This is a genomic window from Flavobacterium noncentrifugens, from assembly GCF_900100375.1.
In the GTDB taxonomy this organism is placed as follows: Bacteria; Bacteroidota; Bacteroidia; order Flavobacteriales; family Flavobacteriaceae; genus Flavobacterium; species Flavobacterium noncentrifugens.
The window spans coordinates 250,947-275,898 of the sequence record NZ_FNEZ01000002.1 but is presented as its reverse complement, the minus strand read 5'-3'; the positions used below and the strand labels follow the sequence as shown (position 1 = coordinate 275,898).

Sequence of the window (24,952 nt, the reverse complement as noted above, 5' to 3'; positions counted from 1 at the left end):
GGCTATTCAAAATCTCAGACTAAACCCTGGATCATTTCGAAAAGGCTGATGCATTGCCAGATGTGAAAAGCAGACTGCATATTCCCCTGTTGGTAATGCTGCCATTCTTTTTCAAGTGCCTCGACATCAAACCATCGCGCATAAATAGATCCGGTAATTTTATCGATGCAGGACGTTACCCAGTTTTTCAAATCGTTTCCAAGCCACTCGCGTTGCGGGGTTTGCAACGGGCGTTTGGGTGCATACACGAGGTTTTCTGAAAGGAATTCTGCCGCAATTTCACGCAGCATTACTTTTGTTACGCCTGCCTTTATTTTATACGATTCGGGCAACGAAAAAGCAAACTCCATCAGTCGGTAATCCAGAAATGGCTCCCGGAGTTCTGTTGAAAATGCCATCGAAATCCTGTCGTTAAAGCGCAGGGCACGTGGGATTTTTGTATAAAATATATCCCGGTATTCTTTATTCAGCAACGCTTTTTCAAAAGGCTCGTCATACACCGGCTTTTCGGCTTTATTTAAAAAATCGCCCGAAAGCATATTGATTTTGTAAGGTGATCCTTTCACGCCCTGAATCGTTGCATCCCCTGCCTGGCTGTAATAATCATATCCTGCCCATTGTTCGTCCATGCCTTGTCCGTCAAGCAGCACTTTCACACCGTCTTTAGAAGCCTGTGCAAAAATGGTCGCATACGCCAAGGTAGGGATTCCGCCGAAAGGCTCATCCTGGTGAAAATAAATGGTTTGTGAAAATTCTTCAACATCTTCAGGCCGCAGCAGTACCTTCGTGAGCGGGTAAGTGGTGTCCTTCAGCATCATTTCTACCCAGGGCCATTCGTCATAATTTTCATCTCCGGTATAAAAAGTATACGCATTGATGGCGCTTTTCCCGTGATCAAAATCGTTAACCAGTGCCAGTAAAACCGAACTGTCGAGGCCGCCGCTTAAGTTAAATCCGATAGGAACATCTGCCCTGAAGCGCAATTTAATGCTGTCTTTCAAAAGCGCCAGGTAATGGTTTCGGGCTTCGTCATGGGAAAGGTTTTTTGGTTGTTTTTTGAGTTCATTTTCAAAAAAGTACCATTTTGCAATCTCAAGTTCGCCGTTATTCAGTTCCAGATGGTGTCCGCCAGGCAGTTGCTGTACATTTTCCCAGAACGTTTCGTCAGGTTTTCCGTAAGATCCGTAAGCAAAATAAGAAGCCCAGACCTTTTCATTCGGCACTTTCTCAATTCCGGCAGCATGGATCGCCTTAATTTCAGAAGCAAAATAAAAACCATCGGCAGCAATCGTATAATGAAATGGCTTGACGCCGAAACGGTCGCGCGCTGCAAATAATGATTTATCGGTTTGATCCCAAACCGCAAAGGCAAACATGCCATTACACTTTGAAAGGCAATCTTTTCCCCAATGGATATAGGCTGCGAGCAACACTTCAGTGTCCGATTCTGTTTTAAAATCATAAACCCCGGAAAGCAATTCGCGTAGTTCAATATAATTGTATATTTCTCCGTTAAAAACAATAGCATACCGATTGGATGCATCAAAAAACGGTTGGTTTGCATTTGATGACAAATCGATGATCGACAAACGGTTGTGGCCCAAAGCGGCAAAACCTTCATCGTAAAAAAACCCTGTAGCGTCTGGCCCCCGGTGCTTTTGAGCATCCAGCATCACAGGAAGACGATCCTGAAATTTTCCAATTATTCCTGCAATTCCACACATAAATTAAAAAATATTTTTAGCCATTTGTTCTGCACGTTCCCAATCTGCCATCGTGTCGATGTTGACGTAAAATGCTTTTGGGGATTCTATAAAAGCGATACTTTGTCCGTAAAGTGAATGCTGTTTCTGGATAACATCCGTTTTTGTAATGTAAATCAGTCCGTCGCGATGAAAAGCATCGGGAAGTTCCTGGCGGCGCGTAATGATGTTTTTTTCGCCAGTTGCAATTTTCAGGTTGCCATCTGAATGGATTTCAAAAGTCCAATGCGGATTGTATTCGTGCGGCACTTTTTGGACAGAAACCAATGAATCGCAACCGCTTCTTGTAAATTTCAAAATCGCTTCATTTAAAAATTCGACACTGCGAAACGGGCTTGTAACCTGCAGCAAACACACGGCATTAAAGAAAACATTTTGCTTTTCGTAAAAATCCAGCGCGTGTTTGACAACATCAATTGTGGGTGTATGGTCCTGCGCCAATTCGGCCGGGCGCGTAAATGGAACATGAAGGTTTATTTCTTTTGCAACTTTAATAATCGAAATGTCGTCACTTGAAAGTATGACTTCATGCAACAATTCAGACTGCATGGCCACTTCTGCAGTATAAGCCAGCAATGTTTTTCCGTTTAAAGGCTTGATGTTTTTTCCGGGAACGCCTTTAGAACCGCCTCGTGCCGGAATAATCCCAAGGATTCTCATTAGTATGTGATGGTTTTATGGAATTGCAGCGGCAGCGTTTCGAGCAGGTCTGCAATGGCTTCCCCGGCATCTCCACCGCCATAAACATCCGATCTGGTGCGTTCATTTTTTGATGAGATCTGATTCACGGCAGCAACGATTTCATTCTCGTCATACGACACATCGATCACGTTCGTACCGCGGTCGCGCCTGTTTTGCCTGGATCCGATATTGATCACAGGAACACCCATAAACGAGCATTCGCGGATTCCGACGCTTGAATTCCCGATCAGGCAGATCGCCGAATCAAGCAAATTGAGAAAATCATCGCCTTCCATATTTTTGAAAAAGTGTACATTTTGCATGTCGTATTTTTCACGGAAAGACCGGATCCCTGTTGAAGTTCCGTCGGCACCGGCGTCGACATTCGGCCAAAACCAAAGCGTAGGCACATTCAGTTGCCTGATCGCATTCAGCGTGGCTTCAATATGTTTTCGGGAATCTTTATATTCAGTCGTCACAGGATGTTGCATCACAACCACGTATCCTTTATTCAAATCGGGTTTTGAACCCACGCCGCCATATTTTTCATATGGATCAAACGTCAGGCCTTGGTGTTCCAATATTTTTTTGGCGATGTCGATAGACGGACAGCCGGTATTAAAAACCATTTCAGGGTTTTCGCCAAGCCGGATCACGCGGTTCCTGGCATTTTCTGAAGACGTAAAATGATAATCGGCCAGTTTTGTAATCGAATGGCGTACTTTTTCATCAATGTTGCCGGTGACTTCGCCGCCTTGAACGTGCGCAAGCGGAATATTCATGTAAGCCGCCGCGATTGCTGTGGCCATGGTTTCAAAACGGTCGGCAACGGTCACGACGATATCCGGTTTCAGGTTGTCGAAAACGGTTGACAGTTCAAGAATTCCGATCCCGGTGGTTTTGGCTGCAGCCGTTAAATTCTCGCCTTCAAGCACATTGAACACTTTTGCGCTGATTTCGAAACCGTCCTTTTGAATGTAATTCACGGCACTTCCATAACGGTCCAGCAATGCCGACGCCGCAATGACCAACTGCAATTCGAGCGATTCGTGCGCTTTGATCGCGGTAAGCACCGTTTTGATGCGGCTGTATGATGGGCGCGCCGTGATCACGACGCAAATTTTTCTTTTCTGGCTCATATTAGATCTTCTTCATTTAAAAAATCCCATTGTTGTTTGTCTGATTTAAGGGTTTTCCCAATGAGCCGCTGGTAATCTGCTGCGGGAATCCCGAAACCTTTTGGTTTTTTGGCTTCGAGGTCATCAAACGAAACCTGATGGCCTTTTGGTAAATTTTTATTGAGTGCCAATGATTTTTCGAAAATGGATTTCAATTCACTGAATTCGGCATTGTTGTTTTTATCGATCGGATGGTGTAGTGATGTGTAAATTGCGTTTACAGCAGCAACCAGGTTTTTAGTTTCTTCAAATGTCAGCGAAGCTTTTGCATCGGGGCCGAATATGTCACGGCTGAAAACGACGTGGAATTCGAGAATTTCCGCGCCTAAAGCGACAGCAGCAATTCCGGCTGCGGTGGTGGCCGAATGATCGGAAAACCCGATTGGAACCTCGTACCTTTCTTTAAGTTGCCGGATCACATTCAACCCAAATTGCTCGGGTTTTGTGGGATAAGCCGTTGTACATTGCAATATCGAAAAATCGGCATTTTTACTTTTAAGGAAAGCTACCGTTTGGTCCAATTCTGCAAAACTGCTCATTCCCGATGAAATAATGATTGGCTTTCCGGTATTTGCAATCTTTTCGAGCAACAATAAATTATTGACTTCGCCTGATCCGACCTTATACGATTTTGTCCCGATTTCCTCAAGCCAATCGACCGCCAAATTGCTGAACGGCGAGCAAATGAAATCGAGCCCAACATCATCACAATGTTTTTTGAGTGCTTTCCACTGTTCGAGCGTAAATTCCATACGCTTCCAGTAATCGAATCGCGTATTATCTTCATACGAAAATTTCACCCGGAAAGGTTCATGCGCACTGCTCTCTGCCTCAGCAATGTGCAGCTGGAATTTCACAGCCTGAACGCCGGTTTTGGCAATCGCATCTATATAAGAATGTAGAATCCCTAAGCTTCCGTCGTGTGCCTGTGCGATCTCTGCTATAAGGTAGGGTTTGCTTTTCATCAGAATCAAAATAACGGGGTAAAAGTAATTATTTTTCGGGATTCCAATAAACTTTTGTTTCTTTTAATTGGGTATAACCGTCGTATTGTTTTGAACTGAATGCCTTCCTGTTTTTGATAAGTTTAGGCAAATGCAACATTACATCAAACATGGCTTGCGTAAGTGGTAAAATGACTTTAAAATCACCCTTTAAAATTTTGGATTTTAACTGTACTGCCAAGGAATAAGCGAGTTTTCTCGGGATTTTGGAATACGGGTAAAACATAAAGTACAAATACCAGCCGGCGCGCAATGACCTTCGGTAACGAAAGGCAAAATCATTTTTGGCAATCGACCTTGATTTTAAGTCGACGCGGTGCTGCACCAAAATTTCAGGGACATAATCGACGACAATATTGTTTTTAAAAAGTTCGAGGCTGGCAAAATCTTCTTCGCCATAAAATTCGAACCATTCGGGATAGTTGCTGATCGTGCGCCAGGCTTTCATCCGCCAGGCATGGCCACAACCTACAAAACCTTTGACGCGTTCTGTGAGATCGGCGGTAAAAATATTTTCTATGGCAGTTTCCGACCATAAAATCCTGAAAGCGACCAGGCCGCAATCGGGATTTTCATCAAAATGGGATTTTAAAATATCGAGCGGATTTTCAGTAACAAAATGCGCATCGTCATCAAGGGAAATGGCAAATTCGCCTTTGGCGGCATTCAGCATCGTATTGCGGCAAAACAAATAGCCTTTGCTTGATTCGTTCCGCAGCAATTGAACTTTGGGAAAATCCATCCTGACGGCTTCAAAAGTCCCATCATCCGAGCCATCGTCAAAAACCACGCAATCTACGTCGGGCCGTTGTATGAGCGACGAAATGCGGCTTAATGTAAACATTAAATCTGCTTTCCGGTTTTTTGTAGCTATTAAAATACTGAACATTCGATGGGTTTATAGGGGCAAATCAGGAAATGTTATTTTTTGCATTGCTGATGATGGCATTGATGTTTGAGATCCACTCTGTGATCGTATACATTTCACCATCACCATAAACAGGTTTTTCTTTGCCCGAAAGGTAGTCATTAATTGCGGTTTCCCACTCTGACACAAAATTCGGGTTTTCGATAAGCTTTCCATATTTTCCCTGGTGCAACACTTCTGGTACGCCGCCGGCTTTTGAAGCGATGCAATAACAGCCGCAATTGAGCGCTTCGATGAGGCTCAGGCCGAAACCTTCGTGGCATAAAGTGGGGAAGAGGTAGCAATCGGCCATTTGGTAAAATTCGGGCAATTCCGTATTTGGGATTCTTCCCATGAAAACAACGCCATCGATAGAAACGTCCCTTTTCGCGCCGATGACGAGAAAAACGATATCCTTGTGCTGTTCGTACACTTTTTTCCAGGCTTCAAGCATCAGGCTCAATCCTTTTTTTGGCCGGTCCTGCGAACACCAGATGAATACTTTTTTGCCTTCGTAACCGTGGGCCGCTTTTAAATTTTGCTGCTGAATGTTAGTCGGTTTGTAAAATTTTTTGGTGTCAATTCCGTTGGGAAGCAATGAAACTTTGCATGGAAAAACGGTGTAAAAAGCCTTGTGCGCTTTGTAGCTGCCGTTTGTAAGCAACACCAGCTCATCAATGTTTTCGTAAAAATTTTTGAACTTATGGATGTCGATAAACGGAGCGAAACCGTGGTAAAAAACCTGGATGGCGCAATCTTTCCGAATGCCTTTTCGAACCAGCATTTCATTGATCCTAACCGCGATATTAAAATTATCGATCACCTGGATGATAAATTTCTCCCCTTTGTTTTCTGCAATGACTTTTTCGAGCGCATCAATAAATCCGATACGAAAAAAATTATGCAGCCGCCTTCTGACCTTTAAATAAAAAGTATTTTCAACGATTTCATACTTTACATTCGGGAAGCGTTCTTCAGGGTTTTCGCAAATGATATAATCGATTTGATGTTTTCCCTGAAGGTAACTTTTATACATATTGGTCCAACTTCCAATCTTTGCGTACGGCAGCGGATATTGCGATAAAAGAATTACTTTGGCCATACTAATACGTTTTTGCAGCTGTTTCAGACAGCCCTTTTTTTACAAGCAAGCGGGTCATTATTTTTTTGCGTGACAGCAATTTTGAGAACAATTTGTATTTTATCAAGAATCCGATTTTTGAAATCGCCGTTTTCGGGTAATTCAGATTCTTTAGCAGTATTTGATTTTCCTCCCGGATTGCTTCAAAAGCTATTTTCATCCAGTCTTCATAGGTATTTCCCATGTGAAAAGCGAAATTATCCTCGGTCGACAAGCGCCACAATCCCTTTTTAATTACCGGAAGATCGAGAATTTCCTTTTCGCTGTCGCCACCGAGTTTGTAACTTGAATATTTGATGGGCAGCTTTTCAAAAATCTCATTTTTATAAGTGACCAGGAAATGGCCTGCACCCACTACTGCCTTCAAGTTTCTATTCGAAACGGTAAGATATGTTTTTTTATGAATTTCGTTATAAAAATCCGGATTTCCTATGCTGTTGGCAAAATTCTGAAGCGCCTGCGGGTTTTTAACTTTTGTAAAATATAAAGATTTTGAGAAGAACAACTCAAACCAAATGTTATACGTATAGGTTTTATATGATTTTGACGATGGCGTCGGGCAAACTGCACCCGCTTTCGGAAAGGCATCAAAAACATCATAAGTAGCATTTTGCCAGCCATTTAAAAACATAACATCTGAATCGGCAATCGTGATCAAAGGAAATGAATTTCCGGAAAGCCCTTTTAAAACCGCATTCAGTTTGCCGCAATTTGTCGTATGAATGAGTTCGTGGATTTTTCCTTTCCGCAGCAAATCATCAAGATAAAGTACGGTTTCCGGACTGCTTCCATTGTTTACGACTGTAATGAAAGTTTGCTGATGTGCCGTTTTAAACAGCGAATCCAAACAATAACCGAGGATTTTAAGGCCGTCTTTAAAATAACCTTCGCTATCCGGAAGATATACAGGAATAATCACCTGATGCTGGTATCCCGAACTTTGAAGTGGAGCATCTTTATGTGGATTGTAGCCTATTCTCATGGATGCAAATTTAGGAAATTAAAGTGGCAACCGTATTTAAATATTTACTGCTGATTTTCGCCGCGTTGTATTCGTTGAGATAGCGTTCCCTGATTGCAGCCGACTGTTGCTTTACCTGATCTGCATCAAGCGCTACGGCATCTTGCATCTGCGCGGCCAGATCACTGATGGTATTGTCAAACCAGAAATTGCTGAACGGCAGCCTTTCCTGCATGGCACCGGTTTTGGCCGAAATTATTATCCTGCCTGCCGCCATGGCTTCAATACCGGTTAAAGGGCCGGTTTCAAAATTATAATGGGAGATGATGACACAATCGGCGGTTTCAAAATACTCCGAGATTTTTTCATTCGGAACATGGCCGGTAAAAATGACATTTTCATTATGCGCGGCCATCTGCATCAAATCATTTTTTTTAGGCCCGTCGCCGATAATGTATAATTTGTGTCCTTCAGATTTTAATTGTTGAAAAGCGCCAATCACCACATCGATGTTTTTCTCTTCAACCAACCTTGCAATCGTTAAAAAAGTTTTTATTTTTTGGGATGCGGCCGGAATTTCCAACAGTTGCTTTTCATTTAGGGCACATTGGTCTATGATCCGGTAACCCTGATTTGGCACATCATCCAAAAGCCTGGCATTGCGCTGTGAATGATGCAGAAAGCAATTTACCTGCGCGATAAAATCAAAATTTTTCTCTTTGATCACGCCAGTCGTCCTGAAAACAACGTTTATCCCATGTTTCTTTGCGGCAGCTATGCACTGCGCCAATAATTTTGAGCGAAATTGTGCGCAGATAAAAACCAGGTCGTATTGCTGCACAATTTCCTCGACTACCAAATTTACTTTTTCATTGTATCGAAAATATTTTTTGGCAATCACATTATTTTTATAATCCCAAGGCCTGCCTTTTAACCTATTTTTTACATCGTTGATAAATTCAACTACTTTAAGAATAGGTGCTTTTTTGTATAGCAGTTGCTCTACAGAAAAAATTTTCAGTCCCGGATTCAAATCCAAAACCTGTGTTTTTTCCGATATAGAACCGGTTGAGCATACTTCTACGGTAAAATTTGCCGACAAGGCATTTGCAATGAACCCACATTCTACTTCCCGCCCGCCATAATCTGCAATTGGTCCGAATATCAATACTTTCTTTTTCATGATTGGGATTTATGACTCTGTTTGACCGCCATCAGACCACCATGACCCATCTGTTAAACAAGCCTAAATGGAATTTTATAAAAAGATCAGCTATTTTATTTTTTCGGTACAATTTTTTTGGACTTCCCCATTTTGCATGGAATTTCAAATGGTCCTGCAGGCTTTTTTTATCTGTAAAAGCATTTGCTCCGGCAACATAACCGGGCAATTCCTTAATCGACTTTGCCGCTTTTTCCTGTTGGATTTTATACCAGTCGCCTTTATCAATGTTCGCTTCCTTCGGGTCGAGATGCTTAACTTTTGAATGGTAAACGACAGCATGCCTAATGTTGTATTTTTTAAGCGTCATCGCATAATCGTTATCGGCATAATTAAAATCGAAGGTTTCGTCAAGATCGCCGATCGTATTGAAAACACTTCGCTTTGCAACAAAACACCATCCAAATACATGGGTTCTGACTTTATACCCGGTTTGAAAATCTGAAATGAAATTCGTGGTAAAATTCCCGTTTGGGGAAAAGGATTTGATCTTTGGATGCTGGTCTGCAACTTTTAAGATTTCGGTAAACCAATGGTCGTAAAAAATCAGGTCATTGTTGCAAAACGCAATATATTCGCCTGTTGCCGCATGCAGTCCGATGTTTAAAAACTTGTGGAAATTGAAAGCGGCTTCGGGAATGATCACTTTTACATCATTGGGATAAGCAAAACCAGAAGTGTGGTATTGCTTGTTCGATTCTACCAGAATCACTTCAATATCGAGGCTTTTTTCAGAATCCCGCAGCGTATTGATGCAATCGCTGGTCATTTTAAAAAGTGCATCAGAAATCGTGCGGGCCAGGATTATTACAGAAAGTTTCATTTTTTTGATTTGAATAATTTCTTTAAACGATTAGGCAATTTATAAATTTTATACATTACCGTTGATGTTGATTTTTTATGGAATGCCCTTAAAACCTTTAATTCTTTGTATAATTTTATCGGATTTCCAAAATGTGCCAGATAAAGATCGACATGGTTTTTATAGATGATGTTCAGGTGTTCTTTATGTCTTTTTTTGTCTTTTTCAAAGCTGTTGACCAGCGAACCCTGCTCGTGTTTCCTGTAATAATACAGGTAAGCATCAATTTTATGCACTTTTCCGCCGTGTTGTAAAATCGTGAGCCACAAATCCCAGTCTTCAAGTATCTGCAATGCTTCAGAATAACCGCCTGCTTTTAAAAAAGTCTCGCGCCTGAAAAATGCGCAGGCAATAATGCAGTTTTTAATGAGTAACGTTTCAAAATGATACGGCAGAAGCGTCAATGGTTTCTGGATGTAGCCAAATTGCATCACATTGCAATGCAAAACTTCTACATCATCCTGTGCATCCAGGATTTCGATGGCTCTGGCAAAATAGTCAGTCGCAACATAATCATCTGCGTCAAGCGGAAAAATGTACGTGCCCGTACTGTTTTCAATGCCGAAGTTTCTGGCCGAAGCCAATCCGCCATTGGTTTTTTTGACATATTTGAATTTCGGGCTTTTTGCCGTCCATTTTATTGCCACTTCATCAATATGGTCTGAACTTCCATCATCTACAATGATACATTCCCAATCTGAACATGACTGTGCTTCAACAGATTGTAAGGCCTGATCAAGATACTGCGCCTGGTTGTAACAAGGCACAATGACTGAAATTTTTGGTGCTGTCATCTGATTACCATACTTTTTAAACCCGAAAGGTATTTTTTAAAAGGGATTTTATAGCTGCAATGTTTAAAATTAACAAATATCACAGAAACTGCAGGCATAAACTTTTTGTTTAGTGCCAATATCCTGAATTTGCCAATCAGGTAATTGTTTATGTTGTTTTTGTCGTTGGTGCTGTAATGGCGGTAACCCAGGTATCTTTTCACAAGATTGATCTGCTGCAAATGCAAATTGGCTTTTTTGATGCCCTGAAGCGCAAACGTAGCCCCGCTTTCCTGGATCCGGTACACCGAAAAAACACTATTTTCCCTAAAAGCTTTTAGTCCTGACGTTTTCATCAGATACACATAAAGCGACCAATCCCCAAAAAAACTGTTGCTGAAAAACTGAAACGGCTTCAGATCGATGTTCCTGAAAAGCACCGTACAGGTCACGAGATTATTCTGCGTATAAAAATCGGTAATATTAAAAACAGCGTTGTCGTTCCCGCCCAGGATTTGCGTAGTAAGCATTCCGTTTGTTTCGACCTGTGCATTGCCGCTATGGATGATGTATCCTGGATTGGATTCCAGGAAATCAACTTGTTTTTGCAATTTTAGCGGATCGGTCCAATAATCATCGCCGTCACAGATTGCGATATATTTTCCGGTGCATTTTTCAAGCGCGAAATAAAAATTAGGGATCATGCCCAAATTTTCGGGATGGCTGAAATACTTGATCTTATTGCCGTTTGGATGGTTTTCGATAATCGATTTCACAACAGCATCTGTTGCATCGGGCGATTTATCATTGCAGACGATCAGGTCAAAATCAAAATTGCATTCCTGTAAAAGCACGGCATTGATGGCCTGTTCAATGAATTTTTCATGTCCATAAGTAATCATGCATACGTTAACTACAGCATTATTTGGCATTTTTAGAATGATAAAGGCGTTAATTCCTTGATGATTTTTGCCGGAATGCCAACGACAAGGCAATTATCGGGCAGGTCTTTTGTAACTACAGATCCAGCACCGATAACTACATTTTGACCAATCGTGATTTTAGGCAACACCGTTGCATTGGTTCCCAAAACCGAAAATGCGCCAATCGTACAGTTTCCTGAAATGCTTACTCCAGGCGACATTTCTGAAAATGTGCCAATCTTACAATCGTGTCCTACGGTACAATTCAGGTTTATCAGTACGCCTTTTTCGATGGTGACATCATTGGTGATTACTGTTCCGGTCATAATGTTGCAGCCTTCGGCTATGGTATTTCCATAATTTCCGATGCGCGCCAGCGGACTAACCGTTGAGGTAAAAACACCACCAAGCGCAGTGAATTTATCGTATAGTTTCTTTCTCAAAACCGGATTCCCGATGCCGATCGTAAAGCGGTTGTCTGTATTTTTAAAATAAGAAAGCACTGCTTCTGCAGTAGTCAGGACTGGAAAAATTTCATACAGCAATTTCGGGATGTCTGCATTGACGTCGTCAAAGAAAGCGACATTTTCGAGTTGTTTGCCCTGATGCAATACTTCGAGAACTTCTTTTGCAAATCCTTTAGCCCCAACAATGATCATATATTCGCATTTAAAACTGTGGTAATTCTTCTCAAATCGGTTTCAGTGATACTGGCCGACAAAGGTAGGCATAAAATCCTTGAGGCAATGCTTTCAGAAATAGGCATTGCTGTTCCTTTTGCGTATGGAATCCTATTCAGTGAAGGATAAAAATAACGCCTCGGAAAAATATGGTCGTCATTCAACGCTTTTTGCGCCTGTAATAAAACGGCTTCACTTTCGAAAACAACAGGGTAATAGCTGTAATTCCATGTCGTGTGTTCGCGGATTTTCATTTTATCAAGGCGTGAAAAATCAAGTTCACGGTCATAAAAATCTACGGCGGCTTTTCTTACTTCCATAATGGTTTCAAGGTGTTCGAATACCGCCAGCCCCATTGCGCCCTGAAGTTCGGAAATTTTTCCGTTGATGCCGAGGCCGTGAAAATCCAGCGGACCATTGTGCCCGAAATTGTGGCTGTAAAACAACTGATCGTGTAATTTTATATCGTTTGTAAACATGGCGCCGCCTTCGCCGGTATGAAATAACTTTGTTGCATGGAAACTACAGGTGCTCACATCCCCGGCCGTAAACAAGGATTGTGATTTGTATTTGACCCCAAACGCATGTGCAGCATCATAAATCACTTTTAGGCTGTGCTTTTTGGCAATTGCTGCAATCGCTTCAATATGGCATGGATTCCCAAAAACGTGGGTTGCCAGGATCGCTGTAGTTTTACTTGTTATTGCAGCTTCAATTTTTGTTTCATCAATCGTTAAATATTCCGGATGGATGTCGACAAAAACCGGGATGCAGTTTTCCCATACAATCGATGCTGTTGTGGCCACATAACTAAAAGGCGTGGTGATGATTTCACCCTGGCCGCCCAGCAATTTTAGCGCAATCTGAAGCGGCACCGTTCCGTTATTGGTGATGATGATATTGGGTATGTCGAGGTATTTTTTTAACTTTTCCTCCAGCTCCAGCACCAGTTCGCCGCGGTTTGTAAGCCATTGGTTATCCCAAGCGCGCTGGATTTGCTTAACATATTCGGCAATGGGCGGAAGGAAAGTTTGTGTTACATTGATCATAATTTATCTTTTATCAATTTCATATTGAAGAATGGCCTGCCTTGGCGGAAGCTGCGTCAGATCCGAATATACGTTTAAAAATTTATTTTTTCCTGCATTTGCCATCTGATGCAATTTTTCGGGATTTTCGATGAATGCTTTTATAGCACTCACGATGCTGTCGCTGTTGCTTTCGACGATCACCAATTCGGTTCCGTCATTAAACACGGTATTTTGGAAAAGCTTGTCGCTGATTACTGCCACCACGCCATTAAAAACTGCTTCGACAACCGTGCCCAGCGGAAATCCGTCAAAAGCGCCCTTTCCCAGTAAGAACGGACGATTTGGGGAAACGATCACATCCATATTGTTGTAAATTTCCTGCAATCCGTCAAATTTCTGATAGCCGTAAAAATGGATTTTATCTGCAATTGCTGAAACATCAATGTCGTTGGCATCGAAACCGCCAATGACATGAAATCTGATAAAATCAAACGTTGCTGTTAGCTTCACTGCCGCTTCAATAAAAACATCATAGCCTTTGTCCAGCCCTTTCGGCATGTATTTAGCCGCGCAAAAGCACAGGTCAAGGGTTTGTTTGTCTTTTAAATATTGCTTTTTACGGAAAACATTTTCTAGCGCACTTTGCGGAACAACGCCACCGAAAATATATTCAGCCTGTTCGGGTTTACAAAAACCGTTGTCGAGCAAATAATCCAAAGTGAGTTTTTGTGTGACGATTACTTTCCGAAACATTGGCGAAGCAAGTACTTTTTTAAGTTTGCTATCACTTTGTGTCCCTTCAATTTCAAATCCGCCACCGGGATAAAGCGTAAAAATAAAAGGAATTTGATAGTTCTCAATCCACTTCAGGTTGTCGAAAATGTTATTCAGGAAAATACAGTAGAAAACTTTGGTATTGACGTTAAAGAAACGCTTTTGGATGCGAATTTTCTTTTTCAGGCTAGGGTAATTTTCCGTAAAATCGGCTACATGTTTTTCATGGTCTGCAGCCGGCGTTTTTACCCACGCATACGATTTGGCGCTCCCGATGATTTTTGAATTTTTAAAGTGCTGCAGCAATGCTGTAAATTCAGCAAGCCGAAATCCGGATGACGGATGCGGGAAAAGGTCGTCATAGATGATAAGATCATATTTTTTAAGCCCTTTGTACGCAACCGAATCAAACTTTTTGGAAATTTTCGTTGCAAATCTGTACACAAGTGACCTAAAATATATCACAGCCATGCGATCAGTGTTTTAGTAAAAGATTGTCCCATTTGAGGTAAGGCCTCACTGCTCCGGCCCAATAGCCGAAATATTCTCCTCTTTTTGTACCTTCTTCATCAAAATCTACAGCTACGACTTTATCGAGTTGTGTAATGAGGTCAAAATTATTCCCGATCAGTAAAACTGTAAAATAATATTTTCCTTTATTAAAAAAGTCCTTTGGCAAAACACAGGTACTTTTGTAAATTCCTTTCGGAAGCGGCGATCTGCTAAGATTTGGTGATGATAATATGTAAGTGTCTTTGTCGTCAAAAACCGAAACCGAAACGTTTAGCGAATGGTTGTCGATCAGATTTTCATAAATGACCTCCAAAACCGCATCTTTTTCGATGGCAAAATAATTGTCTTCAGTGACAAGGCGCACAGACAGCACTTTTGCAGTAGCATTTCCTGGAGCCGTATCGATTGTCCATGATACTTCCGATTCCATTTCCTGAAAATTTGAATTGTACACATTCAGCACTTCATCGACACCTGCATTTTTAACAATACGGCCGTTTTCCATTAAAATCCCTTTGCTGCACAAGCTTTTTACGGCAGCCATATTGTGGCTTACAAACAAAACCGTACGTCCTTCCCCTTTTGAAATGTCGCCCATTTTTCCAAGGCATTTCTTTTGGAATTCGGCATCGCCAACCGCAAGGACTTCATCTACGATCAGGATTTCGCTTTCCAGGTGCGCGGCAACAGCAAATGCCAGCCTGACATACATTCCGCTGCTGTAGCGTTTTACAGGCGTGTCGATGTATCGTTCTACCCCGGAAAAATCAATGATCTCATCCATTTTCCGGGTGATCTCTTTTTTTCGCATTCCGAGAATCGCACCATTGAGGTAAATGTTTTCACGGCCTGAGAGTTCGGGATGGAAACCGGTTCCCACTTCAAGCAGGCTCGCGATGCGTCCCATGACTTTGATTTCCCCCGTCGTTGGGCTGGTTACGCGGGATAGTAATTTTAAAAGCGTGCTTTTTCCGGCGCCGTTTTTACCAATGATCCCTACGGCTTCTCCCTGGTTGATTTCAAAATTAATATCTTTTAAAGACCAGACAATGTCACTGGTGCCTTTGGTGCTTCTATCGTTGGTTTCCCCGATTTTTAAAAACGGATCCTCTTTGCGCCTGATTTTTGTAGCCCAGAAACGTTCGAAATCACGTGATACCGTTCCTGTGCCAATTTGCCCGATCTGGTATGCCTTGGATAAATTCTCTACTTTGATAACTTGCTGTTTCATTATATCGTGTCTACAAAGTTTTTCTCTGTTTTATTAAATATGACAATTCCCAGCATCAGGACTACCAGTGTAAAAATAGCTGAATAACCGAGGCTCCAGAGTGAAAATTGTCCTTTTCCCAGGAAAGAAAACCTGAAAGCTTCGATGATCCCAGTCATTGGATTGAGTTCGATAATCCTTTTATACGCAGGAGGCGCAGCGCTTAACGGATAAATTACGGTTGTCCCATACATTAATAACTGTACGCCAAAACTGACCAAAAAAGTCAGATCCCTGTATTTTGTGGTCATTGCAGTAATGATCAAACCGGTTCCCAAACCCAGCAATGCCATCAGGATGACCAGAATCGGAAAGAAAAAGATGCCGTAAGTGACATGGAAATTTTCACCCTTGATTCCAAAGTACGCCATCATGCAAAGCAGCAGCAGCAATTGAACGCCAAAACGCACCAGGTTGCTGACCACGATACTCAACGGCATAATCAGCCTTGGAAAATATACTTTTCCGAAAATGCTGGCGTTGTCGCGAAATACAGTGCTTGTTTTGGTCAGGCAATCTGAAAAATAATTCCAGGCCGTGATCCCAGAAAGGTAAAACAGGTATTGCGGAAGGCCGTCTGTACTGATTCCGGCCAGGTTTCCAAAAACGAAAGTAAATACGATTGTAGTAAAAATCGGCTGGATGAAAAACCAGAGCGGCCCTAAGACCGTTTGCTTGTAAAAGCTCACGAAATCCCTTCTGACAAACATGAACAAAAGATCCCTGTAGTGCCAAAGATCATTGAATTTTAGATCAAAAAGAGAAGTATGCCCTTTTATAACAAGATCCCAATCTTCTGAATTGTTTTTATCCATCATCATCTGTTTCCGAAGAGCCGCTCGATCCGCGTCCTTCTGTTTTATTTTGTGGGCAAATATAGTAATTAAACCAAAACGCCTATTTGTTAATCAATTATAATTTCTGAATGTGAAATGTATTTTTTTCGAAATAAATATCTGGTATTATTATGTAATTTTGCAGTTCATTAAATGGCTTCAAATTGTTTCACTACCTCGTAAAAAAACCATATTTAAAAGACCTGATCCCAAATGGGCACGTCGATTTTCATTCGCATCTTTTGCCGGGCATTGATGATGGTGCAAAATCCGATACCGATACGCTGCAACTCATTTCAAACTTACAGCAGTTGGGTTTTGAGCAGCTCATTACGACGCCACACATCATGAAAAATGTTTGGGAAAATACTTTTGAAAGCATTTCTGAAAAAGCTGAAGTAACCCGTGGGCTTCTTAAAAGCAACGGCTTTGAAATTCCGTTAAAAGCTGCAGCAGAATATCTGATTGATGCTAATTTTAGTGAATTGGTACAAAATGGCAGGTTGCTGGCTTTAAAGGAAAAACATGTATTGGTCGAAATGTCTTACATCAATCCGCCGATACAACTCTATGATATTCTTTTTGACATGCAGGTTGCAGGATACAAACCCGTATTGGCCCATCCTGAACGTTATGTGGTATACCATCACAATTTTGAGGAATATGAAAAGCTGAAACACGCAGGCTGCCAATTTCAGCTGAACCTGCTTTCAGTAGTGGGTTATTATGGTGAAGAAGTGGCTAATGTGGCTAAAAAACTCCTCAAAAAAGGGTTTATCGATTTTGCGGGTTCAGATGTGCACCACCAAAACCACATCGACGCTTTTTCTAAAAAAGTCCTTTTTAAGGATACAACTGCTTTAAACGAGGCTTTGGCCCAAAACCAGTTTTTCCGCTTTGGTATTTAAATTTTATGGCTCACCCTTGACGGGTAATATTTGTCCCTGATTTTAAGAAAATAAGTCTCAAGGTATTTTGTCATCAGGATTCCGGTGAAAATACTGGCTGCAGAGGTCAAAACAAATAAGATTGCACTATTGGGCTTGTAATTTAAAAATGTGACAATAGCAACGGCCAATCCGTTATAAAAAGTGTGGATCACATAAATGGAATAGGATGCAAATCCGATTTTCGCCACAAAATCTACTGCTGTTTTTGAAAAAATGCGGTCGAGTTTTTTATTGATTTCAGATTCGGTAAGAAAATAAAGCAACAATATGGCGAAAGCGATAAACAGGAAAGTAAATCCGAAAGTCCGCACGAAAACAGATTTGGTAAATTCAAAAAATGGGGAGAATGACACCAATAGCAATGCGATCACCAGCAATACCGAAGCCTGTTTTTTAACGATCCTGAACGTCGCTTCTTTCCTGAAATAATACCAATAAGACACCAGGACACCTGCAAATAAAGAATCTATCCTAAGGTGTGTCATTGTAATGTGCCTGATTACATTTTCGGGATCATAGGTATTCGAAAAAATGCGCATGAAAAGGCAAAGCACCATCACGGCAACGATAAAGCATTCAAATCTTGTAACAGCAGCATTGGGTTGCAAAGCCCCAAATTTAAATGCCTTTGTTTTGATTACAACAAACATCAATAAAGCAAACCCAAAATAAAAATGCTCTTCTACGGCCAGTGACCAGCTTGGAACATAGGCAAAACCCCAGCCCCACACATAATTCTGGACGAAGAACATATCTGACAAAAATCCGGTGATGTTAAACCGGTGCTTCATAATCACGATTGCCAAATACAGTAGGTACGTAAGGTAATAAATCGGGTAGATTTTAAATCCCCTGCGAATGAGGAATTTTCCCGGCTTGATGTCGCCAAAGCGCAAATATTCCTTAAAAAGCAAACCGGACACCAGGAATCCGCTGAGGACAAAAAACAAATCGACACCAACCCAGCCCATCTTTGTCGTAAAATCAAAAAGCTGCTGGTGGCGCAAGAGCACCAATAAAATTGCAATACCACGTAGAAAGTCCAATTCGCGTAAGCGCCCTTTTGTATTCGTTGTCAAATTATCTGATTTTTAAAAGAATCTCCTAAACCATGGCTTTTTTTCTACCTCAACATCCTGGCCATACCCATAGCCATAACCGTAACCGTAGCCATAGCGCGAGCTTTTGCTCCACAAAGTATCGTTCAGGACAATGGCCATATTGGTTAGTTTTTTCTCACGGTAAAAAGTTTCTGCCAACTTTAAAAGTCTTTTATCAAGATAATTGGCACGCATCACGTAGATGAAAGCATCTGCATTTTTCGCGATAAGGAGCGTATCTGTAACCACGCTGACCGGCGCCGTATCGACAATAATGTAGTCAAACTGGCTTTTAAATTCGACAAAAAGCGCATCGATCTTTTTATCCATCAACAACTCGACCGGATTTGGAGGAATGACTCCTGACGGCATCACATACAGGTGCTCAAAGTTTTCAAGCTTGATGATAAAATCGTTTGCATCGGCACCGTTTTGCGAAATATAATTCGTAAGTCCGCGATTTGGCAAATTGAAATACTTGTCAATTTTTGGATTTCTAATGTCAAGGCCGATCAACAGCACTTTTTTATTAGACAATGCAATAGTCGTAGCCAGGTTTACAGCAACGAAAGTTTTTCCTTCTTTAGGCAATGTCGAGGTTACAAAAACAGTTTTCGCTTTTGAAGGATCGACATTTCCAAGTATAAATTCGAGGTTCGTCCGAACGATACGAATGGCTTCAGCAGAACTGGAGCGGCTATTGGTGTTGATGACTTCGTCGCTTGATTCAGATTTTGGGATATCACCGAGAAAAGGAATCGTTGTTTTAGACTCCACGTCATAACGCGACTTGATCTTCGTATCCATCAGCTCCAGCAGGTATATGACGGCGAAAGGAATGAGCAATCCAAAAATCAACGCAATCATATAGATCATGTTTCGTTTTGGCGATACAGGGCTGTCTAGCGACATCGCGGTATCGATCACTTTGGCATTTGACGGCGTTACCGCAAGGGAAATTGCAATTTCCTCCCTTTTTTGCATCAGGTACAGATACAGGGATTCTTTGATTTGCTGCTGTCTCCCGATAATTCTAAATTCCCTTTCCTGGCGCGGAATCTGAGAGATTTTCCCTGAATTCATCCTGCTTTGCCTGTCGAGGTCGGTGCGTTTGATCTGAAGCGTTCCTAATAACGTCTTCAGGCTGACCTTAATATTCTCCTTAAGCTCTTCTATTTTATTATCGGCATTGATGACGGTGACATTTTTTAAGGTTCCGTCCTTGATCAACCTCCTGCGTTCCAAAACAAGTGTGTTGTGCTCGGCGATAAGCGTACTGGTATCTTCGGAAGGAATGATATTGATTGGCACCAAATCGTCTTTCCCGATGTTTTTCATAAATTCGACCATCGATTCCACGACCCTGATTTCAGTTTCTGTATCAATGAGTTCTTTTTCGTAGAGCGCTGAATTTTGAAGGTATAGGCCGGCTTCTGAAACGATATCCGTCACTTTATTGGATTGTTTAAATCCTTCGGCATCTTTTTCAACATCGCCCAACTCATCAGAGATCAGCTTTAGCCTGGCTTCGATAAATTTCTCTGTGTTTTGCGAAATGAAATTTTTATCTGCGATCGCGTCTTCATTGTAGATCTGAACAATGGTATTGAGCAGGTCTTCTGCTTTTTCCTTTACAGGGTCAACCATTGTAAGTTCAACGACACTGGTGTTTTTTCCCCTTTCAGAAATGACGAGGCTGTTTTTGTAACGCTGCGTAACATCGTTTAGCTTGTCAAACTGGATGATAATCTTAAAATTGGCATCCGTATTTTTTTTGATGACCTCTGTATTCTTAAGGATCATTAATTTGCCATGCTTTAATTTTATGGCATCGCCGTAAGCATATTGCCCAAGGTTTTTATCGTCTGATAATATTTCGAATTTATTTGCAGAAATAGAGGTTAATGTGAACGACTGATCCTGTTTGTAGAACTGCTCGTCCAAATCAAAAGCGGTACATTTTACAGGGCTGTCTTTATAGAGTTCGATCTTTTTCACCCTGCCTTCGGCGAAATACGAGATGTTAAGATTGATTTTTTTTACGGCATTTTCACTGATCGTATAAGATTTGATAACTTCCAATTCATTGTCTACGTTGCTCTTGACATTTTTCATCAGACCAAGATCTTCAAAAGCCGACAGCTCAGACTGCATCCCGCCTTTTCGTTCGTCTTTTACTAAAATTACTGTGGAAGCTTTATACAACGGAACGCTGTAACGAATGAAAATCGTCGCTACGATGACACAAAGCAAAACACTTAGCACAAACCATTTCCAGTACGACAAATAGGTTTCGAGTTGTTCCCTAATATTCAGGTTTTCTTCGTGTGTTTCTTTATTTAGAGACGGATGTGATTCCATTTAGGATATATATTTTTTTAATTCTTGAACAATACTACTGCGAGTGTAACCAGCAGGGAAAGCGATGAAAACAACACATACATATCCTGTCCGAGTACAGAATTGTTGATTCGGGTTTTGTTTTGCTCGACAAAAACAACGTCATTTTGTGACAGGTAATAAAATGGGGAATTCAGTAAATCAGGCTTTGTAAGATCGACTCTGGTGTACGTTTTTTTTCCTTCTTTGTCGCGGATGACCAATACATTTTCCCTCACGCCATAAATCGTTAAATCACCGGCCATAGCCAATGCTTCTAAAATGGTTACGCGCTCGCCTACTACATTGTAGCTTCCTGGTTTTGTAACTTCTCCGATAACGCTTACTTTAAAATTGGCGATCCTTAAGTTCACGATTGGTTTTCTGATGTATTCAGAGATTGCGGTTACCATCTTGTTGTTTGCTTCTGTTCTTGTGAGCCCGCCAAGCTTGATTTTTCCAAGGACAGGAAAATCAATGTACCCTGTGTTGTCAACCAGGTAGGTTTTCAGGCCTCTGTAATCGGCTTCGTTACTTTGGATTTCGGGAAGGTTAAAAGGTGCTGCAATTTCAGGGCTGTCGCTGCTTACGATAATGCTCAGTACATCATCGGGCTGGATAATGGCTTCATAGTCGGTCGAACTGTCATAACTTTTGGCATTTTCAATTCCTTGGAGGTAAACGATTTTTTTCCTTGATCCACAGGAAAAAAAGGCAATTGAGAGCAATAACAATAAGGCAATCCTATGAAAAATTCTCATATTTTATTTTTAAGTTGGCAAAGATATTACTTTACTCCGGTTATAGACCATACATTGTGCTTTTAACAACCTTTGGATTATTTATCTAAGGTTTGGAAGACCGAATTCATGCTTTTAAATTCAGGAACGATTTTTTTCATTTTCGAAACCATCTCTTCATTACTGATTGCATGAAAATCACTGAGTAATTCTGCTATAGCTGCATTAATCATTTCATAATTGTCTGAAATGTCCTGTGCAATCATGATCTGTTCATTGTGGGTAGAGAGTGTTTTTGAGGTATCATTCAGCAATTCCTCATACAATTTTTCGCCTGGGCGCAATCCGATGATCTTGATCTCTATTTCCTTATCAGGCGTATATCCGGCAAGGCGTATCATCTTTTTAGCCAGATCAATGATCTTGACCGGCTCGCCCATGTCAAAAATAAAGATTTCCCCTCCTTTGCCCATGGCCCCGGCTTCAAGGACAAGCTGGCAGGCTTCTGGAATGGTCATGAAATAACGGATGATCTCAGGATGCGTAATTGTAATTGGCCCGCCTTCCTGGATTTGTTTGGTAAATAATGGCACGATCGAGCCGTTAGAACCCAATACGTTCCCGAAACGCGTGGTAATGAATTTGGTGACATCGGTGCGGTTTTCTGTCGAAAGCGATTGCACGTATTTTTCTGCAATGCGCTTGCTTGCCCCCATGACACTGCTCGGATTTACAGCCTTATCGGTAGAAACCATCACGAAGCGCTCTACCTGGTGCAATACCGAAACATCTGCCAGATTTTTGGTTCCGACCACATTTGTAAAAACGGCCTGCGAAGGGTTTTCTTCCATCAATGGAACATGCTTGTAGGCTGCAGCATGATACACGACATCAGGTTTGTATTCTGAGAATATTTTTTCAAGAATGACTTTGTTTCTGATGTCGGCGAGCATCGAATGCACGATGACATTGCTGGTAATGCTGCTAATTTCAAGGCTCAGGTTATGCAACGGCGTTTCGGCCTGGTCCAGGATGATTATTTTTTCGGGCTTGAACCCAAGTACCTGCCTGGTGATCTCGCTTCCGATTGATCCGGCCGCCCCGGTAATGAGCACCGTTTTGCCGCTCAGCTGCGAGGAGATCGAACGCGTATCGAGTACGATCGGTTTTCTTTCCAATAAATCTTCAATATCAAAATTCTTGACCCGTTTGGATATCTGCTGCTGGTCTTCCCAGTCGGTAATCAACGGAACCGTAAAAATCTTGAAATTAAACTCCAGGCATTCTTCAACAAGCCTGATGGTTTCTTCTTTGCTGAGGCTTTTTTCTGCAATGATCAAAGCGTCGGCTTTCATTGCCCTGAGGATGACGTGGATTTTTTTATTTTGAGTGATGATCGGGATGTTCAGTATGCTTTTCCCTACTTTGTTGTGGTTGAACTTGTCTACAAAACCCACCAGCCTGAAACGGCTTGGTGTTTCTGTTTTCAGGGCATTGGCAACAGAAATGGCATTGGCATCGGCGCCATAAATCACCGCGTTTATCAGCTTTTTCTTGTCTTCAAAGTAGATGTATTGCTCAAAGAAAAACTTCACCAATATCCTGAATAAGAACAGCAGTAAAAATGAGATCACATAACTGATAAACAATGCCGTTGTGATGAACACCTTTTGCCCAAAAATAATTACCCACGAATAATTAAAGATCAGCAGGACAAAATAAGAAGTGGTTGTCGATGTAAGCAATTTTACACCATCGATAAATGTAGAATGCCTCAGGATTCCGGCATAAGTGCGATACACGAGAAAGAAGAATGCGTTTACGATGACAATCATGGCAAACCGTACCGGCATGTTCATATTGTAATAAAAAGAAACATTCAGGCTGGTTATGATAAAATGTGTAGCCATGCTTGCAAAAAGCACAATTGAAACATCGATCAAAAAAATAATCCATCTTGGCAGGTAACCAATATTCCTGAATCTTTTGGCCAATGCACTATTTTTTACTTTCTCAAAAATAGAATTATCCATACAAATTTATTAACCCCCAAAGCTAAAAAAAAATTAACAGTTCTCTAACAATTGTTGGATTTAATTTTTATTTAAAAAAACGGTCCAAAACTTTCTCAATCCTTGTGCGCTCTTCTGTCCCGAGATTTGATCCCGATGGCAAACACAAGCCATTTTCAAACAATTGGGCTGCAACCGAACCTCCGTAATAAGGAAATTCCGCAAAAACAGGCTGTAAATGCATGGGCTTCCACAAAGGGCGGCTTTCAATATTTTCTGCTTCAAGCGCCAGCCTCAAACCTTCACGGGTTTTCCCTGCTGCTTTCTCCGGATCCAGCAGTATTGCTGACAGCCAATGATTTGAAAAATAATTTCCATCAGGCTCTGAAAAAACAAAAACGCCTTCAATGTTTTTAAAATAAGTGCTATAAAAGTCATGCATTTCCCTTCGCAACCCGACGTGTTTGTCGAGAACTTCCATCTGGCCACGGCCAACGCCAGCGCAAATGTTGCTCAAGCGGTAGTTGTAACCTATTTCGCTATGCTGGTAATGCGCGGCCTGGTCTCTCGCCTGGGTTGCCAAAAAAATTGTTTTTTCTTTTACTTTTTTCGATTTGGCTACCAATGCGCCACCGCCTGAAGTGGTAATGATTTTATTGCCATTGAAAGACAAGGCGGCAATTTCCCCAAAAGTCCCGCAATTCCTGCCTTTATAAGTACTACCCAATGCTTCGGCACTGTCTTCGAGCAACGGAATGTCATATTTCTCAGCAACCGCAACGATTTCATCTGCTTTAAAAGGCATGCCATAGAGGTGAACGGCAATGATTGCTTTGGGCTTTTTGCCTTTTGCAATCCGGTCGACAATCGCCTCTTCGAGCTTTTCGGGGCAAATATTCCATGTTTCGGGCTCGCTATCAACAAAAACGGGGATCGCACCCAAATAGCGGATAGGATTTGCCGAGGCCGAAAACGTAAAGCTCTGGCAAATGACCTCGTCACCGGGATTTACGCCAAGCAATATAAGCCCCAGATGAATGGCAGCCGTTCCTGAGCTCAGTGCTGCAACATGAGAATCGCCTTTCAGGTATTGCTCCAGATCGGTTTCAAACCCGGTAACATTTGGTCCAAGCGGCGCTACCCAGTTGGTATCAAAGGTTTCCTGTACGAATTTTTGCTCGCCTCCGCCCATGTGCGGTGAAGAAAGCCAGATTTTTGATTTATTTTCCATAATTTTTAATGCGCATCTCTT

General features: G+C 41.6%; 22 protein-coding genes. 1 reads left to right on the top strand and 21 read right to left on the bottom strand.

Going from position 1 to position 24,952, the window contains the following annotated elements:
• Nucleotides 1-14: 14 nt before the first annotated feature.
• From asnB to BLS32_RS05835, 16 genes are read right to left on the bottom strand one after another with little or no spacing between them, the layout of a single operon-like run.
• Nucleotides 15-1,724 (bottom strand): asparagine synthase (glutamine-hydrolyzing), encoded by a 1,710-nt coding sequence (asnB, locus tag BLS32_RS05910; RefSeq protein WP_091392864.1) that lies wholly within the window; start codon nucleotides 1,722-1,724, stop codon nucleotides 15-17.
• A gap of 3 nt (nucleotides 1,725-1,727) precedes the next feature.
• Entirely contained in the window at nucleotides 1,728-2,423 is a 696-nt protein-coding gene (locus BLS32_RS05905) for an acylneuraminate cytidylyltransferase family protein (protein WP_091392862.1), read from the bottom strand.
• Nucleotides 2,423-3,583, bottom strand: coding sequence for a UDP-N-acetylglucosamine 2-epimerase (gene neuC, locus BLS32_RS05900; protein WP_091392860.1), 1,161 nt, complete (start codon nucleotides 3,581-3,583; stop codon nucleotides 2,423-2,425). Before neuC ends, BLS32_RS05905 begins: the two co-directional genes overlap by 1 nt.
• Nucleotides 3,580-4,587, bottom strand: a complete 1,008-nt coding sequence (locus BLS32_RS05895) for an N-acetylneuraminate synthase family protein (RefSeq protein WP_091392858.1) — start codon at nucleotides 4,585-4,587, stop codon at nucleotides 3,580-3,582. Before BLS32_RS05895 ends, neuC begins: the two co-directional genes overlap by 4 nt.
• A 28-nt stretch (nucleotides 4,588-4,615) precedes the next feature.
• Complete coding sequence (locus tag BLS32_RS05890; protein WP_091392856.1) at nucleotides 4,616-5,515, bottom strand: glycosyltransferase family 2 protein; 900 nt, start codon at nucleotides 5,513-5,515, stop codon at nucleotides 4,616-4,618.
• 22 nt (nucleotides 5,516-5,537) lie between these two features.
• Complete coding sequence (locus BLS32_RS05885; protein ID WP_091392853.1) at nucleotides 5,538-6,635, bottom strand: glycosyltransferase family 4 protein; 1,098 nt, start codon at nucleotides 6,633-6,635, stop codon at nucleotides 5,538-5,540.
• Nucleotide 6,636: 1 nt separating this feature from the next.
• Nucleotides 6,637-7,656, bottom strand: a complete 1,020-nt coding sequence (locus BLS32_RS05880) for a glycosyltransferase family A protein (RefSeq protein ID WP_091392852.1) — start codon at nucleotides 7,654-7,656, stop codon at nucleotides 6,637-6,639.
• Nucleotides 7,657-7,666: 10 nt separating this feature from the next.
• Nucleotides 7,667-8,818 carry a glycosyltransferase family 4 protein gene (locus tag BLS32_RS05875; RefSeq protein WP_091392850.1) on the bottom strand — a complete coding sequence of 384 codons (1,152 nt, stop codon included), beginning with the start codon at nucleotides 8,816-8,818 and terminating at the stop codon, nucleotides 7,667-7,669.
• Between the two features lie 31 nt (nucleotides 8,819-8,849).
• Nucleotides 8,850-9,680, bottom strand: coding sequence for a glycosyltransferase family 2 protein (locus BLS32_RS05870; protein ID WP_091392848.1), 831 nt, complete (start codon nucleotides 9,678-9,680; stop codon nucleotides 8,850-8,852).
• A complete protein-coding gene (locus BLS32_RS05865) occupies nucleotides 9,677-10,513 on the bottom strand; it encodes a glycosyltransferase family 2 protein (RefSeq protein WP_091392846.1) in 837 nt (278 codons plus the stop codon). Before BLS32_RS05865 ends, BLS32_RS05870 begins: the two co-directional genes overlap by 4 nt.
• The gene (locus BLS32_RS05860; RefSeq protein WP_091392844.1) at nucleotides 10,510-11,424 is read right to left on the bottom strand and encodes a glycosyltransferase family 2 protein; all 915 of its coding nucleotides are present in this window, start codon (nucleotides 11,422-11,424) and stop codon (nucleotides 10,510-10,512) included. The genes BLS32_RS05865 and BLS32_RS05860 overlap by 4 nt, the downstream gene beginning before the upstream one ends.
• 2 nt (nucleotides 11,425-11,426) lie before the next feature.
• Nucleotides 11,427-12,074, bottom strand: coding sequence for an acetyltransferase (locus tag BLS32_RS05855; protein WP_091392842.1), 648 nt, complete (start codon nucleotides 12,072-12,074; stop codon nucleotides 11,427-11,429).
• On the bottom strand, nucleotides 12,071-13,144 hold the full coding sequence (locus tag BLS32_RS05850) for a DegT/DnrJ/EryC1/StrS family aminotransferase (protein ID WP_091392840.1): 1,074 nt from the start codon (nucleotides 13,142-13,144) through the stop codon (nucleotides 12,071-12,073). The genes BLS32_RS05855 and BLS32_RS05850 overlap by 4 nt, the downstream gene beginning before the upstream one ends.
• A gap of 3 nt (nucleotides 13,145-13,147) precedes the next feature.
• A complete protein-coding gene (locus BLS32_RS05845) occupies nucleotides 13,148-14,371 on the bottom strand; it encodes a glycosyltransferase family 4 protein (RefSeq protein WP_091392839.1) in 1,224 nt (407 codons plus the stop codon).
• A gap of 4 nt (nucleotides 14,372-14,375) precedes the next feature.
• Nucleotides 14,376-15,644, bottom strand: a complete 1,269-nt coding sequence (locus tag BLS32_RS05840; protein WP_091392837.1) for an ABC transporter ATP-binding protein — start codon at nucleotides 15,642-15,644, stop codon at nucleotides 14,376-14,378.
• Complete coding sequence (locus tag BLS32_RS05835; protein ID WP_307725610.1) at nucleotides 15,644-16,504, bottom strand: ABC transporter permease; 861 nt, start codon at nucleotides 16,502-16,504, stop codon at nucleotides 15,644-15,646. The genes BLS32_RS05840 and BLS32_RS05835 overlap by 1 nt, the downstream gene beginning before the upstream one ends.
• 179 nt (nucleotides 16,505-16,683) lie before the next feature.
• On the opposite strand from BLS32_RS05835, the gene BLS32_RS05830 reads away from it, so the two are divergent.
• Complete coding sequence (locus BLS32_RS05830) at nucleotides 16,684-17,427, top strand: tyrosine-protein phosphatase (RefSeq protein WP_091392834.1); 744 nt, start codon at nucleotides 16,684-16,686, stop codon at nucleotides 17,425-17,427.
• Here the strand turns inward: BLS32_RS05830 and BLS32_RS05825 are convergent.
• From BLS32_RS05825 to BLS32_RS05805, 5 genes are all read right to left on the bottom strand, one after another.
• A complete protein-coding gene (locus BLS32_RS05825) occupies nucleotides 17,424-18,548 on the bottom strand; it encodes an acyltransferase family protein (RefSeq protein WP_091392832.1) in 1,125 nt (374 codons plus the stop codon). The genes BLS32_RS05830 and BLS32_RS05825 overlap by 4 nt on opposite strands.
• Nucleotides 18,549-18,560: 12 nt before the next feature.
• Nucleotides 18,561-20,930, bottom strand: a complete 2,370-nt coding sequence (locus BLS32_RS05820; RefSeq protein ID WP_091392830.1) for a GumC family protein — start codon at nucleotides 20,928-20,930, stop codon at nucleotides 18,561-18,563.
• 17 nt (nucleotides 20,931-20,947) lie between these two features.
• Nucleotides 20,948-21,709 (bottom strand): polysaccharide biosynthesis/export family protein, encoded by a 762-nt coding sequence (locus BLS32_RS05815; RefSeq protein ID WP_091392828.1) that lies wholly within the window; start codon nucleotides 21,707-21,709, stop codon nucleotides 20,948-20,950.
• A 77-nt stretch (nucleotides 21,710-21,786) separates the two neighbouring features.
• Nucleotides 21,787-23,721, bottom strand: coding sequence for a polysaccharide biosynthesis protein (locus BLS32_RS05810; RefSeq protein ID WP_091392826.1), 1,935 nt, complete (start codon nucleotides 23,719-23,721; stop codon nucleotides 21,787-21,789).
• A 67-nt stretch (nucleotides 23,722-23,788) separates the two neighbouring features.
• Nucleotides 23,789-24,931 carry a DegT/DnrJ/EryC1/StrS family aminotransferase gene (locus BLS32_RS05805; protein WP_091392824.1) on the bottom strand — a complete coding sequence of 381 codons (1,143 nt, stop codon included), beginning with the start codon at nucleotides 24,929-24,931 and terminating at the stop codon, nucleotides 23,789-23,791.
• Nucleotides 24,932-24,952: the final 21 nt, after the last annotated feature.

What these genes read in the sequence shown, in the direction of transcription:
- BLS32_RS05905 (WP_091392862.1), bottom strand. Translation starts at nt 2,423, where the DNA reads ATGAGAATCCTTGGGATTATTCCGGCACGAGGCGGTTCTAAAGGCGTT.
- BLS32_RS05840 (WP_091392837.1), bottom strand. Translation starts at nt 15,644, where the DNA reads ATGAAACAGCAAGTTATCAAAGTAGAGAATTTATCCAAGGCATACCAG.
- BLS32_RS05895 (WP_091392858.1), bottom strand. Translation starts at nt 4,587, where the DNA reads ATGAAAAGCAAACCCTACCTTATAGCAGAGATCGCACAGGCACACGAC.
- BLS32_RS05815 (WP_091392828.1), bottom strand. Translation starts at nt 21,709, where the DNA reads ATGAGAATTTTTCATAGGATTGCCTTATTGTTATTGCTCTCAATTGCC.
- BLS32_RS05835 (WP_307725610.1), bottom strand. Translation starts at nt 16,504, where the DNA reads ATGATGATGGATAAAAACAATTCAGAAGATTGGGATCTTGTTATAAAA.
- BLS32_RS05885 (WP_091392853.1), bottom strand. Translation starts at nt 6,635, where the DNA reads ATGGCCAAAGTAATTCTTTTATCGCAATATCCGCTGCCGTACGCAAAG.
- asnB (WP_091392864.1), bottom strand. Translation starts at nt 1,724, where the DNA reads ATGTGTGGAATTGCAGGAATAATTGGAAAATTTCAGGATCGTCTTCCT.
- neuC (WP_091392860.1), bottom strand. Translation starts at nt 3,583, where the DNA reads ATGAGCCAGAAAAGAAAAATTTGCGTCGTGATCACGGCGCGCCCATCA.
- BLS32_RS05865 (WP_091392846.1), bottom strand. Translation starts at nt 10,513, where the DNA reads ATGACAGCACCAAAAATTTCAGTCATTGTGCCTTGTTACAACCAGGCG.
- BLS32_RS05820 (WP_091392830.1), bottom strand. Translation starts at nt 20,930, where the DNA reads ATGGAATCACATCCGTCTCTAAATAAAGAAACACACGAAGAAAACCTG.
- BLS32_RS05845 (WP_091392839.1), bottom strand. Translation starts at nt 14,371, where the DNA reads ATGGCTGTGATATATTTTAGGTCACTTGTGTACAGATTTGCAACGAAA.
- BLS32_RS05860 (WP_091392844.1), bottom strand. Translation starts at nt 11,424, where the DNA reads ATGCCAAATAATGCTGTAGTTAACGTATGCATGATTACTTATGGACAT.
- BLS32_RS05855 (WP_091392842.1), bottom strand. Translation starts at nt 12,074, where the DNA reads ATGATCATTGTTGGGGCTAAAGGATTTGCAAAAGAAGTTCTCGAAGTA.
- BLS32_RS05890 (WP_091392856.1), bottom strand. Translation starts at nt 5,515, where the DNA reads ATGTTCAGTATTTTAATAGCTACAAAAAACCGGAAAGCAGATTTAATG.
- BLS32_RS05870 (WP_091392848.1), bottom strand. Translation starts at nt 9,680, where the DNA reads ATGAAACTTTCTGTAATAATCCTGGCCCGCACGATTTCTGATGCACTT.
- BLS32_RS05850 (WP_091392840.1), bottom strand. Translation starts at nt 13,144, where the DNA reads ATGATCAATGTAACACAAACTTTCCTTCCGCCCATTGCCGAATATGTT.
- BLS32_RS05810 (WP_091392826.1), bottom strand. Translation starts at nt 23,721, where the DNA reads ATGGATAATTCTATTTTTGAGAAAGTAAAAAATAGTGCATTGGCCAAA.
- BLS32_RS05805 (WP_091392824.1), bottom strand. Translation starts at nt 24,931, where the DNA reads ATGGAAAATAAATCAAAAATCTGGCTTTCTTCACCGCACATGGGCGGA.
- BLS32_RS05875 (WP_091392850.1), bottom strand. Translation starts at nt 8,818, where the DNA reads ATGAAAAAGAAAGTATTGATATTCGGACCAATTGCAGATTATGGCGGG.
- BLS32_RS05880 (WP_091392852.1), bottom strand. Translation starts at nt 7,656, where the DNA reads ATGAGAATAGGCTACAATCCACATAAAGATGCTCCACTTCAAAGTTCG.